Here is a 16104-nt window from a genome sequence, read left to right on the forward strand (position 1 = left end):
CCGAGTCCGTTCAGCCGGAGCCGCGCACGCCTCGGAAGCCGCGGCACTCACGCGCGAGGCGCGCGACGGCATACGAGGCATCCAGAGCATCCACGGCCCCGATGGCTCCGACGACGTCTGTGCCGTCGGGTGCCCCCGCACCGGCCTACGCCGAGGGCGGTCTCGCCGACGTCCTCCCCTCGATCGCTGCGTCGATCGGCGTCCGCGGGAGCGGACCCCGATGGGTCCTGCCAGCCGCCCGCAGCGCCGTCGTCGTCCTCGTCGACGGGCTGGGCTACGACCTGCTCCGCCGTCGGGGTGGACACGCGCCATGGCTGCGCTCGCTCTTCGGTGACGGGCTGCGCATCACCAGCGGCTTCCCGTCGACGACGCCGGTGTCCATGGGGTCCTTCGGCACCGGCCTGGTGCCCGGCGCGCACGGCATGGTCGGCTTCGAGGTGCTCGTGCCCGGCGAGGACCGACTGCTCAACGAGCTCTCGTGGGAGGACGGGCCGGTGCCCGAGCGCTGGCAGCCACGGGACACGTGGTTCGAGAAGGCCTCCGCCGCGGGTGTCGACGTCATGCGCACCGGTCCGGGCTTCTTCGACGGCTCCGGCCTGACCCGGGCAGCGCTGCGCGGTGGCCGCTTCGTCGCAGCGAAGGAGCTCGACGCCCGGGTCGACGCGACGCTGGCCCACGCACGGACGCCGGGGGCGACGCTCACCTACCTCTACTGGGGCGACCTCGACAAGGTCGGCCACGTCCACGGCTGCGAGTCCTGGCAGTGGGGTGACGAGCTCGAGACGATCGACCGGGCCCTCGCTCGACTGGCTGACGGCCTGCCCTCCGACTGCTCGCTCACGATCACGGCCGACCACGGCATGGTCGATGTCCCCATGGCCAACCGGGTCGACGTCGCCCACGACCCCGAGCTCGCCGCAGGGGTGCGGCACACCGGGGGAGAGCCGAGGGCGCCACAGCTCTACTGCGAGGCGGGCGCCGTGGACGACGTGCTCGCGACGTGGCGTGCCCGGGTGGGCGACTTCGCGTGGGTGCTCTCACGCGACGAGGCGGTCGGTGGCGGCCTGTTCGGGGCCGTGCACAACGAGCACCTCGCCCGGATCGGGGACGTCGTCGTCGCCATGCGCGACGCCCACGCCGTCGTCGACTCCCGTCACCACCGGCCGGAGCTGCTGGCCCTCGTCGGGCTGCACGGATCGCTCACGGACGACGAGGTGCCCGTGCCCATGTTCCATGTCGCGCCGAAGTCGATCTAGGGTGTCGCCTCGTGGCTGAGCTGGTGTTCTTCTCCGGGACGATGGACTGCGGCAAGTCGACCCTCGCGCTCCAGATGGACCACAACCACCGGGCGCGAGCTCGGGTGGGTCTGATCTTCACCAAGCTCGACCGGATGGGCGAGTCGGTCCTGTCGTCGCGGCTCGGCCTCTCCACCGAAGCCCACGAGGTCAGTGACGACCTCGACTTCTGGGACGTCGTCGTCGAGCACCTCACCCACGGCCAGCGCGCCGACTACCTCATCTGTGACGAGTCGCAGTTCTACACCGCCGCCCAGATCGAGCAGCTGGCGCGGGTCGTCGACGAGCTCGGCATCGACGTGAACTGCTTCGGCATCACGGCCGACTTCCGCACCGAGCTGTTCCCGGGGTCGAAGCGGCTCTTCGAGCTCGCCGACCGGGTGCAGGTGCTGCAGGTGGCGGCGCTCTGCTGGTGCGGCGCCCGGGCCACGCACAACGCACGCATCATCGACGGGGTCATGGTCGTCGAGGGCGAGCAGGTCGTCGTCGGGGACACGGCGAGTGCGACCGACGCCTCGGTCGAGTACGAGGTTCTCTGCCGGCGGCACTACATGCGACGCATGAGCAGCCACGCGGCGCGCATGGCCTCCGCCACTCCCGACGTGCTTCCCTTCGACCTCGATGTCTGTGCGGTGCCTCCGCGCGACTGACTTCGTCGTATGCCGTCTGATCTGTTTTGTGGGCGCGTTCACGTGCCGGTTCGCCGCAGTCCCATCCGCCGCTCGCGCGCTGAGCGCACTCCTGGCTCCCGCCAGGCCCAGCCAGCGGCGAACCGACACTTGCTCGCTCCAGGTCGCGTGTCCAGTCCCGCTCCGGTCACTCGACGTCGAGATCGGGGGAAATGCCGGCGTTCAGCCTTTTAAGCAGCGTGTCGCCCGATCTCGACGTCGGGGTCAGGAGCTGTTGCCGCCGCGGCCTCCGCCGAACATGATGTCGTCCCAGCTGGGGACGCTCGGCCGGCCCTTGCGGCCTGGGGTCTTGCGAGGGGCCGGCTTCGGCGCCGCCGGCACCGTCGCGGTGGGTTCCTCGGCGGCCGGCTCGTCCTCGGCCTCGGTGTCGTGGGTCTCGTCCGGTTCGGGCGATGGGTCGTCGTCGATGCCGTCGTCCACCGTGCTGGGGGCCAGGTGGTGGATGTTGGCGGGGGCGTCGTCGTCGGGGGCGCGCTCGTCGAGGTGTGCAGCCATCGGGTGCTCGCCGCGGGCGGCCGGCGGCTCGGGGGCGTCGGCGGTGTCCATCACGAGGTCCTCGAGGGGGAGGGCGTCCTCGCGTGGCGACTCCTCGACAGGCGTGTGTGTGGGTGAGGAGCGGCGGCGACCACGCCGGCTGCGGGTGGACTGCTCGCGCATGGCGGCCATGAGGTCGATCGGCTCGCGCGACTTCGCCCGCCCGGCCGGCTTCTCGTCCTCGACGCCACCCTCGGCCTCGACGTCGAAGACGGCACTGGCGCGGTTGGCGTTCGTGGCCACGTGGGGCGTCGGGATGGCCGAGTCGCTCGAGGACTCCTCACTCAGCCAGCGCGCCTCGTCGTTGCCGGGCACGAGGGAACGCAGGCGCGGGTCGAAGCGCCACGACGCGGTGCGCTCACGGCCGCCGGCCGGGAAGAGGGCGGTGACCGTCCACTGCCCGTCGTCGAGGCGCGACGAGTCCCAACGGACGAGCTCGGCCGGGACGCCACGCTCCTTGAAGCGCTCGTCCGCACGGTTCCCCAGGGTCTGTTCGCTCCCTGCGCTGCTGACCGAGCCTCGCCCGGCACCCGTCACCGAGTCAGTGCGTGAGGTGCCGATGACGCAGGCTCGGGCCTGGTTCGCGATGTGCTCGCGCTCGGCGAGGACGGGGCCCTCGAACCGCTGGACCTTCTCGACGGTCCAGCCGGCGCGGTCCGCGACCTCCTCCGTCGACAGGCCGGACCGGATGAGCGACTGCACGTCGCGTGGCCGCAGGCCTCCGTCGATCTCGATCTGCAGCTGGCCGAGCCGGGGGCGGTCACGCCGGGCGGCAGCGCGCATCGCCTCGTCGAGGGGCACGCGGTAGCGCTTGCCCTCGGCGTCGGACAGGAGGACGTGCGCGCCGTCCTCGTGGACGCCGATGAGACGAAGGTCCTGCATCAGTGAACTCCCGGGCTGTGGTCTGGTCACCCACGACTGTGCCACCCCTGACGCCTTCGACAAAGCAGCCCACGCCGGTCGTGGGCAGCGATCCGGGGCTCGTTAGGTTGGAACCATGCCGACCAGGTCCGATGACGACGCACTTGCCCCCTATGACGCCGTGCTCCTGCTCTCGTTCGGAGGTCCCGAAGCGCCCGACGAGGTGATGCCGTTCCTCCGTCGCGTGACAGCCGGACGGGACGTCCCGGAGGAACGCCTCCAGGAGGTGGCGACGCACTACCACCACTTCGGGGGTGCCAGCCCGATCAACGGGCAGAACCGGCAGCTCATCGCGGCGATGCAGGCCGAGCTGACCCGTCGCGGCTCGACGGTCCCAGTCCTCTGGGGCAACCGCAACAGCGAGCCGTTCGTCACCGACACCCTCCGCGAGGCCCGGGCGCAGGGCCACCTGCGCATCTGCGTCGTCGTCACGTCGGCCTACTCGTCGTACTCCGGATGCCGCCAGTACCGCGAGGACCTCGCCGCCGCCACCGAGGAGCTGGGCCTCGCGGCGGTCGACCTCGACATCGACAAGGTGCGGCCCTACGCCCTGCACCCCGGCTTCATCGCCGTCAACACCGAGCACCTCGTCGAGTCCGTGGGGGCGCTCGACGCCGCGGACCTCCCGACCACTCGGCTGCTCTTCGTCACGCACTCGGTCCCTGAGGCCATGGACGACACGTCGGGACCGGGCGACGGCGACGGCAACCTCTATGTCGAGCAGCACCTCCGGGCGGGGCATCTCATCACGCAGGGGCTCGCCGAGCGCACCGGCGTGACCCTCGAGCAGGAGCTGGTCTTCTGCTCACGCTCGGGGAGCCCGCGCACCCCGTGGCTGGAGCCCGATGTCAACGACCGCATCGAGGAGCTGGCCGCCGAGGGCGTCACCGCTGTCGTGCTCGCCCCGATCGGCTTCGTCTCCGACCACATGGAGGTCGTCAACGACCTCGACCGTGAGGCCCGTGAGACGGCCGACCGGCTCGGCGTGCGTTTCGTGCGCGTCCCGACGGCGGGCACCCATCCGCTCTTCGTCGAGGCCCTCGTCGACCTGCTCCAGGAGCGCGCGGCGCAGGCTCGCGGCGAGGTCGTCATCCCCGCCCAGGCGGACGACGGCGACATGCGACCGTCGACCTGCGACCCGGGCTGCTGCCCCAACCTCCGGGCGGCGCTGCCGGCCCTCTGTGGACGGGACTGACATGTCGTCGACCGCCCACGACCTCACCCTCCCCGACGACTCGCTGGCGCAGGTCCTCGAAGCCCTCGCCGCCGACGTCGCACGATCCGCCGGTCGCCTCGTCGTCGACGAACGACCGGACGCCGTCGAGGTCGCATCGACCAAGTCGAGCGCGACCGACGTCGTGACCGTCATGGACCAGCGCTCGCAGGACCACCTCCTCGCCCGGCTGCGCGAGAGCCGGCCCGATGACGCCGTCCTCGGTGAGGAGAGCGGGGGAGCGACCGGCACCTCCGGGATCACCTGGGTCATCGACCCCATCGACGGCACGGTCAACTACCTCTACGGCATACCCGCGTATGCCGTGTCCGTTGCGGCCGTCGTCGGTGACCCGACGACGCACGGCGCGTGGCGCCCCTTCGCCGGCGCGGTCTACAACCCCGTCACGGACGAGCTATACCGGGCTCGAGCGGGTGCGGGGTCACGGGTCGTCCGCCCGGGAGGCGAGGAGCGCTCGCTCACACCCACGGGATGCAGCGATGTCGGTCAGGCCCTCGTCGCCACCGGCTTCGGGTATGCCGCGGAGCGCCGCGAGCGCCAGGCACACCTCCTGCTCGACCTCCTTCCGCAGGTGCGTGACATCCGTCGGATCGGCAGCGCCGCCCTCGACCTCTGTGCCGTGGGTGCCGGTCTGGTCGACGCCTACTACGAAACCGGTCTCAACCCGTGGGACCTCGCGGCCGGGTGGCTCGTCGCCGCAGAGGCAGGCGCGGTGGTGGGTGGGCTGGACGGTCCGGGCCAGGACCTGACGTCGGCGTGTGCTCCCGGACTCGCCCCGGCGTTCCCGGACCTTGTCGAAGAGGGCACCAGAAGGCACCTCAGGGGCTAGTCTCAGGTCCCCTGTGGCGCTCAGGGCTCAGATGGTGCACAATCGCCGCTCGCACGGGCACAAAATCGACGCTCCGTGCGTTGACTGGGCCAGCAGGGATGCCAGCACCGACAGCTCGTCGGTGAACGGCCGGACGACTTTGTGGAAGGAGAGCCATGGCGACCGATTACGACGCCCCACGCAAGACTGACGATGAGCTGTCGGAGGACTCCATCGAGGAGCTCAAGACGCGTCGCAACGACAAGCGATCCTCCAGCGTGGACGTCGACGAGACCGAGCAGGCCGAAGGGTTCGAGCTCCCCGGAGCAGACCTCTCCGGTGAGGAGATGTCGGTGCGGGTCATCCCGCGTCAGGCCGACGAGTTCACCTGTTCGCGGTGCTTCCTGGTGCACCACCGCAGCCAGCTGGCGAGCGAGAAGGCCGGCCAGATGGTCTGCCGCGAGTGCGCTGCCTGAGCAATGCCCCGCGCACGTCCCGCGTGGTCCGACGGTGGTCGACCACGCCTGCGTCCGAGATAGGGTCAGTCCCCGTGACTGGCCCTTCTCGCATTCCGGTCGCCTTCCGGCGGCTCACTCCGGAAGCCCGTATCCCGGCATACTCGTCGGACGGCGACGCCGGGGCCGACCTGAGCGCGGTGACAACGGTGACCCTCGCTCCAGGTGAGCGTGCACTCGTCGCCACGGGCATCGCGATCGCTCTGCCGCCGGGCACGGTGGGGCTCGTCCACCCGCGCTCCGGCCTGGCGGCACGACACGGCGTGACCGTCGTCAATGCTCCCGGGACGATCGACTCCGGGTACCGCGGCGAGATTCTCGTGAACCTCGTCAACCTGGACCCCCACGAGTCGTTCACCGTCTCGGTGGGCGACCGCATCGCCCAGATCGTCGTCCAGGAACATCTCCACGCCCTCTTCAGCGAGGCCGACTCGCTGCCTGACAGCGTCCGGGGGGACACTGGACATGGATCCACCGGAGGCTTCGGCACGACGTCTCCAGACACCTTCGAGGAAGTGACCACACCGTGAGCATCTTTCGCCGGCGCAAGGCCGACGCAGAGACGGCCGTCGAGGCAGAGTCTGCAGTCGACACCGACACCGACGCATCGCAGGACGCGTCGGACGACGTGACCGAGGGCTCGGCGCAGATCGTTGCCGACGAGCCCGTGGACCGCTCGGCCGGACCGTTCGACGCGACCGAGGTCGACGACGACGACGGGCGGCTCGACCTGGGTTCGTTGCGCATCAGCGGCACGGAGGGCATGGAGCTGCGCCTCGAGATCGACCAGGAGCAGCAGAACGTCATTGCGGCGACCGCTGTCGTGGGCGAGTCCGCGCTGCAGCTCCAGGCGTTCGCGGCGCCCCGATCCGGTGGCCTGTGGGCGCAGATCCGCTCCGAGATCGCGGTCGCGATCGAGGCCCAGGGCGGCACGGCGGACGTCGAGCACACCGAGTTCGGCGCCGAGCTCCGCACCCGGATGCCCAGTGCGGGCCCGGATGGACGCACCGTCTTTGCCCCGGCGCGCTTCATCGGCGTCGACGGGCCGCGGTGGTTCCTGCGCGGAGTCATCTCCGGCCGTGGGGCCATCGACGAGCCGGCCGCCCAGAAGCTGCTCGAGATCTTCCGCGAGACCGTCGTCGTGCGCGGCAGCGACCCCATGGCACCGCGGGAGCTGCTTCCGCTGAGCCTGCCGCAGGAAGAGGCCGCACCGGTGCCGACCGCGCCCGGCGCGGAGGAGAGCCCGACGTCGACGGACGACCTCAACCCGTTCCAACGCGGTCCCGAGATCACCGAGGTGCGCTGATGGGCCTGAAGCAGCGTTTGCGAGACCTCACCCGGACCGAGACCCAGCTCGAGGCCGACGAGATCCGGCAGCGGACCATCTCCGACCCCGGCGCCGCAGTCGCGTGCGCAGGCAAGCTGGTCGAGCGCCGGGAGGCCACTGTCGCGGGCTGCATCCGCTGCATCACCATGCCCCCGCGCCAGGGCATGCCGGTGCTCGTGGCCGAGCTCTTCGACGGTGAACGCTCGGTCAACCTCGTGTGGATCGGCCGTCGCCGCATCGCCGGCATCGAGCCCGGCGTCTTCCTCACCGCGCAGGGTCGCATCGCCAAGGCCAAGGGCCAGCCCACGATCTTCAACCCGACCTACCAGATCGTCGCGACCAAGTGAGCGCAGAGGTGAGCGCGGACGAGAGGGCTGCAGCGCAGACGGTCGAGCAGCTCATCCGGCGGCGGTTGTCCGCGGCCCTCGGTGGGTGGCGCGGCTCCCTGGAGACGGCCCTGCCGACCATCGCGTTCATCGCGCTGTGGAGCTGGCGCCAGGACCTGCAGCTGGCTGTCTGGACTGCTGTCGGCGTGGCGGTCGTCCTCGCCGTCGTCCGGGTCGTGCAGCGCTCCAGCCTGCAACACGTCTTCGGGGCCGTCATCGCCACGGGACTCGCGGCGTTCTTCGCCATGCGCAGCGGCCGGGCCGAGGACGCCTTCCTGCCCGGCATGCTCCTCTCGGGCGCCTACCTCGTCGGCACCGTGGTCTCGATCCTCGTGAGGTGGCCCGCGGTGGGCTTCCTCGTCGGAGCGGGCGACCCGCGCGTTGCCGACGACCCGTTCGGCTGGCGTCGGGATGCCGGGATGGTGCGAGTGTGCTCGCGCCTGTCGTGGGTTCTCGTGGGGGTCTACGTCGTGCGGCTCTCGATCCAGATCCCCCTCTACCTCGCCGCGCAGGTGGAGGCGCTGGGCGTCGCCAAGATCGTCCTGGGCTGGCCGTTGTGGCTTGCGGGGGTGGCGGTCATGGGCTGGCTGCTCGTCCGTGGCAACACGCCCCAACAGCTCGACCCCGAGGTCGCTCAGTCGTCGAGCTGACGCTTCTGCCGGGTGCCGGGGCTGAGCATCGACTCGAGGTCTGACTCGCCGTCGGTCGTCGTGATGAAGAGCAGCTCGTCGAGCGGTTCCAGGGCGTCGTCACGGCTGGGCGCGATCGGGGCGCCGCCGCGGATGATCGCGGTGAGGACCGTGTCGGGAGGGAAGGCGATGTCACCGACGCGCGTGCCGGCATACGGACTGCCCTCGGGCAACGTCATCTCCACCATCGCGGCGTGACCCTGCTGGAACTCGAAGATCCGCACGAGGTCGCCGACCGAGACGGCTTCCTCGATGAGTGCGGTCATCAGGCGTGGTGTCGAGACGGCGACGTCGACACCCCAGGCGTCGTCGAACATCCACTCGTTCTTGGGGTTGTTGACGCGGGCCACCGTCCGCGGGACGCCGAACTCCGTCTTGGCGAGCAGCGAGACGACGAGGTTGGTCTTGTCGTCCCCGGTGGCCGCGACGACGACGTCGCAGTCCGCGACACCGGCCTCGGTGAGGGCGCTCAGCTCGCAGGCATCGGCCTGGAGCCAGGCAGCGTCAGCGACCTTGGCGACCCGCTCGCCGTCGGCGTCCCGGTCGATGAGGAGGAGCTGGTGTCCGTTGCGGATGAGCTCACGGGCGATGGAGCGACCGACACTCCCGGCTCCGGCGATGACGACGCGCATGCGTGGTGGTCCTTGCTGTCGGTTAGGCCGGGGGAGCGGCGTCGAGGATTCGCTCGGCCTCGGAGAGGCGGTCGCGGTCGAGCGAGAAGTGGATGAGGTCACCGTCCTGGTGGACGGTCTCGCTCGTGGGGATGAGGCCCTCGCCGAGACGGGTGAGGTAGGCGACCCGTCCACCGACGACGGCTTCGAGGTCGAAGACGCGACGACCCACCCAGGCAGGGTTGACCGGCATCTCCGCGATGACCACCCGACCGCTGGGATCGGTGAACTCCGGGACGTGGCCCTGGGGGAGGAGTCGGCGGAGGACCTGGTCGCTCGTCCACTTGACCGTCGCCACCGTGGGTATGCCGAGCCGTTGGTAGATCTCGGCGCGACCGGGGTCATAGATGCGGGCGACGACGTTCTCGACGCCGAACTTCTCGCGAGCGACCCGTGCCGCGAGGATGTTGGAGTTGTCACCGCTCGAGACGGCCGCGAACGCATAGGCCTCCTCGATCCCGGCCTCACGCAAGGTGTCACGGTCGAAGCCGACCCCGACGACGCGCCGCCCCTCGAAGGACGCACCCAGCCGGCGAAAGGCCGACTCGTCCTGGTCGATGATCGCGACCTCGTGGCCTGCCCGTTCGAGGGCTCGGGCCAGCGAGGCACCGACGCGGCCGCAGCCCATGATGACGAAATGCACGCTCCGACGCTACACCGGCGAACCATGGGCGCAACGGGGCGCGCGGATGCATAGAGTGGCCGTCGTGAGTTCCTCAGGTCGCGTGGTCAAACGCGTCATCCTCGGGCGGGCCATGCGCTCGGACCGGCTCGGCGAGACCCTCCTCCCCAAGCGCCTCGCGCTTCCCGTCTTCGCCAGCGACGCGCTGTCGTCCGTGGCCTACGCCCCGGACGAGATCCTGCTCACCCTCGGCCTCGCTGGCGGAGCGCTGGCCGCCACCCACTCCTGGGAGATCGCGCTCGGCGTCGTCGTCGTCATGGCCGTCGTCGTCCTGAGCTACCGCCAGAACGTCCATGCCTACCCGTCCGGTGGTGGCGACTACGAGGTGGCGAGCGTCAACCTGGGGCCCAAGGCCGGCCTCACCGTCGGCAGCGCCCTCCTCGTCGACTACGTCCTCACCGTCGCGGTGTCGGTCTCGGCAGGTGTCCAGAACGCCGCATCGGCCTTCACGTTCCTGCGCGGGCACGAGGTGGCCGCCGCCGTGACGATCGTCGTCCTTCTCACCGCCATGAACCTGCGCGGGGTCCGGGAGTCCGGCAAGGCCTTCGCGCTCCCGACCTACCTCTTCATGTTGACGATTCTCGGCATGGCGGTCATCGGGTTCTTCCGCGAGGCGGCGGGGACCCTCCCGCTCGCCGAGAGTGCGGAGCTCGAGCTCGCCCCCGAGCCCGGCATGGGCGCACTCGGCACGGCGGCGATGGCGTTCCTGCTGCTGCGGGCGTTCTCGTCCGGCTGTGCGGCGCTCACCGGCGTCGAGGCGATCTCCAACGGGGTGCCCGCGTTCCAGAAGCCGAAGAGCCGCAACGCGGCGACGACGCTCCTCCTCATGGGTGGCCTGGCCATCACGATGCTCGTCTCCATGGTGGCTCTCGCCCGGTGGACCGGTGTCAAGATCGCCGAGGACCCGGCGACCCAGCTGCTCCGGGACGGTCAGCCGGTCGGTGAGGGACACGTGCAGGACACCGTGATGGGTCAGGTCTCCAAGGCGGTCTTCGACGGCTTCCTCCCCGGCGTCGTCCTCGTCTCCGTCGTCACCGGGCTCATCCTCTTCCTCGCGGCCAACACGGCGTTCAACGGCTTCCCGGTCCTCGGCTCGATCCTCGCCAAGGACGGCTTCCTGCCGCGTCAGCTCCACACTCGGGGCGACCGGCTCGCGTTCTCCAACGGGATCCTCATCCTGGCCGGCGCTGCGGCGGTGCTCATCGCGCTCTACGACGCGCAGGTCACCAAGCTCATCCAGCTCTACATCGTCGGTGTCTTCGTCTCGTTCACGCTGAGCCAGGTCGGCATGGTCCGGCACTGGAACCGCCACCTCGCGGTCGAGCGAAACCCTCGGACCCGGGCACGCATGCAGCGCAGCCGGATCATCAACGGCGTGGGTGCGGTGATGTGTGGCCTGGTCCTCCTCGTCGTCCTCGCGACGAAGTTCCTGCACGGTGCCGGCTACGCGATGGCGGCCATGGCCATCCTCTACTTCCTCATGATGCGGGTGAGGCGTCACTACGACCGGGTGCGCGACGAGCTGCGCGTCGACGAGGGCGACACCAGGCAGCAGCTCCTGCCGTCGAGGGTTCACGCCATCGTCCTCGTGTCCAAGATCCACAAGCCGACGCTGCGGGCGCTCGCCTATGCGCGGGCCACCCGGCCCTCGATGCTCGAGGCCCTGACCGTCGACGTGGACCCCGACGAGACCAAGGCGCTTCAGGTCGAGTGGGACCGCCGCGACATCCCGCTCCCCCTCAAGGCCCTCGACAGCCCCTACCGCGAGGTGACCCGCCCGGTCGTCGACTACGTGAAGTCGATCCGGTCCGGCAACCCGCGCGACATCGTCGTCGTCTACATCCCCGAGTACGTCCTGGGGCACTGGTGGGAGCAGGCCCTGCACAACCAGAGCGCGCTACGGCTCAAGGGCCGCCTCTTGTTCACCCCGGGGGTCATGGTGGCCAGCGTGCCCTGGCAGCTGGTGTCCTCCGCAGGTGTCGAGGAACGCTTGGACGGCCCCGTGGCCGGCGACGTGCGCCGCGGCGAGGGATGAGCGAGGCAGACCTCACGGTCGGCGACGAGGTCGTCGTCGACGCAGGGCCGATCGCCCACGGTGGCTTCGTCGTCGCGCGGCACGAGGGCCGCGTCCTCTTCGTGCGACACACGCTCCCCGGGGAGCGCGTGCGCGTGCGCATCACCGAGGGCGGGTCCGGTGACCGCTTCCTGCGTGCCGATGCCGTCGAGGTCCTCGATGCCTCCCCTCACCGGGTCGAACCGCCCTGCCCGTATGCCGGTCCCGGACTGTGCGGTGGCTGCGACTTCCAGCACGTCGAGCCCGCCGAGCAACGGCGCCTCAAGGCAGGGGTCGTGGCGGAGCAGCTGCAGCGTCTGGCCCACGTCGAGCGCGAGGTCGTGGTCGAGCCGGTGCCAGGTGACGTGGACGGGTTGCGGTGGCGCACCCGGGCCGAGTTCGCCGTGGGCCGCGATGCACGGGCGGGCATGCGGCGGCACCGCAGCCATGACGTCCTGACGATCGACGACTGCCTCATCGCCAGCGAGCGAGTCGTCGGCACCGGTGTGCTGCAGGGTCATTGGGCTGGTGAGAAGGCCGTCGACGTCATCGCCCCCAGTGAGGGTGCGGCGGTCGTCGTGCGCATCCCGTCGGATGAGACCGTGGCACCGGTCGTGACGGAGAGCGTTGTGGGGCAGTCGCTCTCGCGCGAGTTCGAGGTGAGTGCGCGGGGTTTCTGGCAGGTGCATCCGGGCGCCGCCGCCACCTTCGTCGACGCCGTCATCGACGGGTTGCAACCCCAGCCGGGCGAGCGCTGCCTCGACCTCTATGCGGGTGTCGGCGTCTTCACCTCTGCTCTGGCACAGGCCGTGAGGGAGGGCGGGCAGGTCATCGCCGTCGAGTCGGACGCCACTGCTGTGGCCCAGGCCCGGCTCAACGTCGAGTCCACTCCGTGGGTCCACTACGTCCAGGGCCGCGTCGACCACGTCTTCGGTGTCGAGTCGACGGGACGCGTGGCCGGTTCGCGCAAGGGTGGCCGTCGTCGGAGTGCGCCTCGCCGGCCGAACAGCGCCATGCCTCCCACCGCCGACATCGTGGTGCTCGACCCGCCGCGCACCGGTGCCGGCAAGGCGGTGATCGGAGCCGTCGTCTCCTTGGCGCCCCGTGCCCTGGCCTACGTCGCCTGCGACCCGGCAGCGCTGGCCCGCGACACGGCATACCTGATGGAGCGCGGCTACGCGCTCGTCTCCCTGAGGGCGTTCGACGCCTTCCCCATGACGCACCACGTCGAGTGCGTGGCGATCTTCGAGCGGGACCAGCTCTGACGGACCCGGGCCGCGCCGCCCATCGCCGTTTCCGGCGTGGGAAGGTTGGACAGGAAGGCCCCTCCACTAGTATCTTGACGTCAAGATAATTTGGTGGACCGACACACGCGATGACGCGCGGAAGGAGCAGGCTCGTGACGAGCACTGACAGCTTCAAGGCACACGGCGAACTCCAGGTGGGCGACAACGCCTACGAGATCTACCGCCTCGCGGCGGTCGAGGGGAGCCAGACGCTTCCCTACAGCCTCAAGGTCCTCCTCGAGAACCTCCTGCGCACCGAGGACGGCGCCAACATCACGGCCGACCACATCCGGGCGCTCGGCGCGTGGGACGAGAACGCCGACCCCGACACCGAGATCCAGTTCACGCCCGCCCGCGTCCTCATGCAGGACTTCACCGGGGTGCCCTGCATCGTCGACCTCGCCACCATGCGCGAGGCCGTTGCCGACCTCGGCGGCGACCCGGCCAGGATCAACCCGCTCAGCCCCGCCGAGATGGTCATCGACCACTCCGTCATCATCGACGTCTTCGGTCGCGCCGACGCCTTCGAGCGCAACGTCGACATCGAGTACGAGCGCAACGGCGAGCGCTACCAGTTCCTGCGCTGGGGCCAGACCGCCTTCGAGGACTTCAAGGTCGTCCCCCCGGGCACCGGCATCGTCCACCAGGTCAACATCGAGCACCTCGCCCGCACCGTCATGACGCGCGAGACCGAGACCGGTGTCGTCGCCTACCCCGACACCTGTGTGGGCACCGACTCGCACACGACGATGGTCAACGGGCTCGGCGTCCTCGGGTGGGGCGTCGGCGGCATCGAGGCCGAGGCGGCCATGCTCGGCCAGCCCGTCTCCATGCTCATCCCGCGCGTCGTCGGCTTCAAGCTCACGGGCGAGATCCCGGCCGGTGCCACCGCGACCGACGTCGTCCTCACGATCACCGAGCAGCTGCGCGCCCACGGCGTCGTCGGCAAGTTCGTCGAGTTCTACGGCGAGGGTGTCTCGGCCGTGCCGCTGGCCAACCGCGCGACCATCGGCAACATGAGCCCGGAGTTCGGCTCGACCTGTGCGATCTTCCCCATCGACTCGGTCACCCTGGACTACCTGCGTCTGACGGGTCGCTCCGAGGAGTCGCTCGCGCTCGTCGAGGCCTACGCCAAGGAGCAGGGCATGTGGCTGGACGCCTCCGCGGAGGCGCGCTACTCCGAGCGCCTCGAGCTCGACCTCTCCACGGTCGTCCCGTCGATCGCCGGCCCGAAGCGTCCGCAGGACCGCATCGCCCTGACCGACGCCAAGGAGTCGTTCCGCAAGGTGCTTCCCACCTACGTGGCGCACGAGGAGGGTGACGACGGTCTGGCCTCGTCCTTCCCGGCGAGCGACCCGACTCCCCAGGGTTCGCCCGAGGGTCGCAACGGTGGCGACAAGCCGGCCGACCGGGGCGACGGCAGCGACCGCCCGAACAAGAGGGTCGCGATCACGATCAACGGTCAGGCCACCGAGGTCGACCACGGCATCGTGGCGATCGCCTCGATCACGTCGTGCACCAACACCTCGAACCCGTCGGTCATGATGGCCGCCGCCATGCTGGCCAAGAACGCTGTCGAGCGAGGCCTCACGGTCGCCCCCTGGGTCAAGACCTCGATGGCCCCCGGCTCCAAGGTCGTCACCGGCTACTACGAGAAGGCCGGCATGTGGCCCTACCTCGAGAAGCTCGGCTTCCACCTCGTCGGCTACGGCTGCACGACGTGCATCGGCAACTCCGGTCCGATCATCGACGAGGTGAGCCAGGCCGTGAACGACCACGACCTCGCCGTCGTCTCGGTCCTCTCGGGCAACCGCAACTTCGAGGGGCGCATCAACCCCGACGTCAAGATGAACTACCTCGCGTCGCCGCCGCTCGTCATCGCCTACGCACTGGCCGGGACGATGGACTTCGACTTCGACACCCAGCCGCTGGGCACCGACAGCGACGGCACGGAGGTCTTCCTGCGTGACCTGTGGCCGGCGCCCGCCGACGTGGAGCGAGTCATCGCCGAGAGCATCAGCAAGGAGATGTTCACCAGCGACTACGCCGACGTGTTCGCGGGTGACCAGCGCTGGCAGAGCCTGCCCACGCCCGAGGGCAAGACCTTCGAGTGGGCGGAGGACTCGACCTACGTCCGCAAGCCTCCGTACTTCGACGGCATGTCGATGGACACCACACCCGTGGTCGACATCGAGGACGCCCGGGTCCTGGCCAAGCTCGGTGACTCGGTCACGACCGACCACATCAGCCCGGCCGGCTCGATCAAGGCCGACAGCCCCGCCGGCAAGTACCTCGCCGAGCACGGTGTCGAGCGCAAGGACTTCAACTCCTACGGCTCACGTCGCGGCAACCACGAGGTCATGATCCGCGGCACGTTCGCCAACATCCGCCTCAAGAACCTCCTGCTCGACGGCGTCGAGGGTGGCTTCACCCGGACCTTCATCGACACCCCCGAGGCCAAGGCCGGCGAGCAGTCGACGATCTATGACGCCTCGGCCGCCTACCAGGCCGCGGGGGTGCCGCTGGTCATCCTCTCGGGCAAGGAGTACGGCTCGGGTTCCTCGCGTGACTGGGCCGCCAAGGGCACCCGCCTGCTCGGCGTCCGAGCCGTCATCGCCGAGAGCTACGAGCGCATCCACCGCTCGAACCTCATTGGTATGGGCGTCATCCCGCTCCAGTACCCCGAGGGCCAGGACGCCGACTCGCTGGGCCTGGACGGCACCGAGACGATCTCGATCACGGGGATCGCCGCCCTCAACGACGGCACGACGCCCAGGACGGTCAGGGTGTCCGCGCGCAAGGACTCCGGCACCGAGTCGCCGATCGAGTTCGATGCGGTCGTCCGCATCGACACCCCCGGTGAGGCCGACTACTACCGCAACGGCGGCATCCTCCAGTACGTCCTGCGGTCGCTCGTGAAGTAGCCCGACTCCGTCGGAAGGACGACGACGCCGGTATGCCGTGAGCTCACGGCATACCGGCGTCTCTCGTTGTCGTTTGTCGTGCTGGGCCGA

General features: G+C 70.1%; 15 protein-coding genes. 12 read left to right on the top strand and 3 right to left on the bottom strand.

Going from position 1 to position 16104, the window contains the following annotated elements:
- Positions 1–101 precede the first annotated feature (101 nt).
- Together ACFQW8_RS15830 and ACFQW8_RS15835 are read left to right on the top strand one after the other, a co-directional pair.
- Entirely contained in the window at positions 102–1256 is a 1155-nt protein-coding gene (locus ACFQW8_RS15830; protein WP_380089046.1) for an alkaline phosphatase family protein, read from the top strand.
- 11 nt (positions 1257–1267) lie between these two features.
- Positions 1268–1945, top strand: coding sequence for a thymidine kinase (locus ACFQW8_RS15835; protein WP_380089048.1), 678 nt, complete (start codon positions 1268–1270; stop codon positions 1943–1945).
- A 243-nt stretch (positions 1946–2188) separates the two neighbouring features.
- Here the strand turns inward: ACFQW8_RS15835 and sepH are convergent, their stop codons facing one another.
- Positions 2189–3400, bottom strand: coding sequence for a septation protein SepH (sepH, locus tag ACFQW8_RS15840; RefSeq protein ID WP_380089050.1), 1212 nt, complete (start codon positions 3398–3400; stop codon positions 2189–2191).
- Positions 3401–3515: 115 nt separating this feature from the next.
- Between sepH and ACFQW8_RS15845 the strand changes: the two genes are divergently transcribed.
- The 7 genes from ACFQW8_RS15845 (at position 3516) to ACFQW8_RS15875 (ending at position 8359) form a co-directional block, all read left to right on the top strand.
- A complete protein-coding gene (locus tag ACFQW8_RS15845) occupies positions 3516–4634 on the top strand; it encodes a ferrochelatase (RefSeq protein ID WP_380089052.1) in 1119 nt (372 codons plus the stop codon).
- A gap of 1 nt (position 4635) precedes the next feature.
- Complete coding sequence (locus tag ACFQW8_RS15850; RefSeq protein WP_380089054.1) at positions 4636–5502, top strand: inositol monophosphatase family protein; 867 nt, start codon at positions 4636–4638, stop codon at positions 5500–5502.
- 155 nt (positions 5503–5657) lie between these two features.
- On the top strand, positions 5658–5957 hold the full coding sequence (locus ACFQW8_RS15855; RefSeq protein WP_009774670.1) for a DUF4193 domain-containing protein: 300 nt from the start codon (positions 5658–5660) through the stop codon (positions 5955–5957).
- A 74-nt stretch (positions 5958–6031) separates the two neighbouring features.
- Entirely contained in the window at positions 6032–6526 is a 495-nt protein-coding gene (gene dut, locus ACFQW8_RS15860; RefSeq protein WP_380089056.1) for a dUTP diphosphatase, read from the top strand.
- Positions 6523–7302, top strand: coding sequence for a DUF3710 domain-containing protein (locus tag ACFQW8_RS15865; protein WP_380089058.1), 780 nt, complete (start codon positions 6523–6525; stop codon positions 7300–7302). The genes dut and ACFQW8_RS15865 overlap by 4 nt, the downstream gene beginning before the upstream one ends.
- Positions 7302–7670 (top strand): OB-fold nucleic acid binding domain-containing protein, encoded by a 369-nt coding sequence (locus ACFQW8_RS15870; protein ID WP_380089060.1) that lies wholly within the window; start codon positions 7302–7304, stop codon positions 7668–7670. The genes ACFQW8_RS15865 and ACFQW8_RS15870 overlap by 1 nt, the downstream gene beginning before the upstream one ends.
- An 8-nt stretch (positions 7671–7678) precedes the next feature.
- Positions 7679–8359 carry a DUF3159 domain-containing protein gene (locus tag ACFQW8_RS15875; protein ID WP_380089061.1) on the top strand — a complete coding sequence of 227 codons (681 nt, stop codon included), beginning with the start codon at positions 7679–7681 and terminating at the stop codon, positions 8357–8359.
- Here ACFQW8_RS15875 and ACFQW8_RS15880 read toward each other — a convergent pair.
- Both ACFQW8_RS15880 and ACFQW8_RS15885 read right to left on the bottom strand, forming a co-directional pair.
- Positions 8344–9030 carry a potassium channel family protein gene (locus ACFQW8_RS15880; protein WP_380089063.1) on the bottom strand — a complete coding sequence of 229 codons (687 nt, stop codon included), beginning with the start codon at positions 9028–9030 and terminating at the stop codon, positions 8344–8346. The genes ACFQW8_RS15875 and ACFQW8_RS15880 overlap by 16 nt on opposite strands.
- A 22-nt stretch (positions 9031–9052) precedes the next feature.
- Complete coding sequence (locus tag ACFQW8_RS15885) at positions 9053–9712, bottom strand: potassium channel family protein (protein WP_380089064.1); 660 nt, start codon at positions 9710–9712, stop codon at positions 9053–9055.
- Between the two features lie 46 nt (positions 9713–9758).
- Here ACFQW8_RS15885 and ACFQW8_RS15890 point away from each other — a divergent pair, with 46 nt between their 5' ends.
- The 3 genes from ACFQW8_RS15890 (at position 9759) to acnA (ending at position 16014) form a co-directional block, all read left to right on the top strand.
- Complete coding sequence (locus ACFQW8_RS15890; protein ID WP_380089065.1) at positions 9759–11786, top strand: APC family permease; 2028 nt, start codon at positions 9759–9761, stop codon at positions 11784–11786.
- Positions 11783–13069, top strand: coding sequence for a class I SAM-dependent RNA methyltransferase (locus tag ACFQW8_RS15895; RefSeq protein WP_380089067.1), 1287 nt, complete (start codon positions 11783–11785; stop codon positions 13067–13069). Before ACFQW8_RS15890 ends, ACFQW8_RS15895 begins: the two co-directional genes overlap by 4 nt.
- Positions 13070–13203: 134 nt before the next feature.
- A complete protein-coding gene (gene acnA, locus ACFQW8_RS15900; RefSeq protein ID WP_380089068.1) occupies positions 13204–16014 on the top strand; it encodes an aconitate hydratase AcnA in 2811 nt (936 codons plus the stop codon).
- Positions 16015–16104: the final 90 nt, after the last annotated feature.

Source organism: Knoellia altitudinis (assembly GCF_042666355.1).
Taxonomy (GTDB): Bacteria; Actinomycetota; Actinomycetes; order Actinomycetales; family Dermatophilaceae; genus Knoellia; species Knoellia altitudinis.

Coding starts and splice junctions, on each gene's coding strand:
- ACFQW8_RS15890 (WP_380089065.1), top strand. CDS start 9,759: ATGCATAGAGTGGCCGTCGTGAGTTCCTCAGGTCGCGTGGTCAAACGC.
- ACFQW8_RS15845 (WP_380089052.1), top strand. CDS start 3,516: ATGCCGACCAGGTCCGATGACGACGCACTTGCCCCCTATGACGCCGTG.
- ACFQW8_RS15895 (WP_380089067.1), top strand. CDS start 11,783: ATGAGCGAGGCAGACCTCACGGTCGGCGACGAGGTCGTCGTCGACGCA.
- ACFQW8_RS15830 (WP_380089046.1), top strand. CDS start 102: ATGGCTCCGACGACGTCTGTGCCGTCGGGTGCCCCCGCACCGGCCTAC.
- ACFQW8_RS15870 (WP_380089060.1), top strand. CDS start 7,302: ATGGGCCTGAAGCAGCGTTTGCGAGACCTCACCCGGACCGAGACCCAG.
- ACFQW8_RS15880 (WP_380089063.1), bottom strand. CDS start 9,030: ATGCGCGTCGTCATCGCCGGAGCCGGGAGTGTCGGTCGCTCCATCGCC.
- ACFQW8_RS15855 (WP_009774670.1), top strand. CDS start 5,658: ATGGCGACCGATTACGACGCCCCACGCAAGACTGACGATGAGCTGTCG.
- ACFQW8_RS15850 (WP_380089054.1), top strand. CDS start 4,636: ATGTCGTCGACCGCCCACGACCTCACCCTCCCCGACGACTCGCTGGCG.
- sepH (WP_380089050.1), bottom strand. CDS start 3,400: ATGCAGGACCTTCGTCTCATCGGCGTCCACGAGGACGGCGCGCACGTC.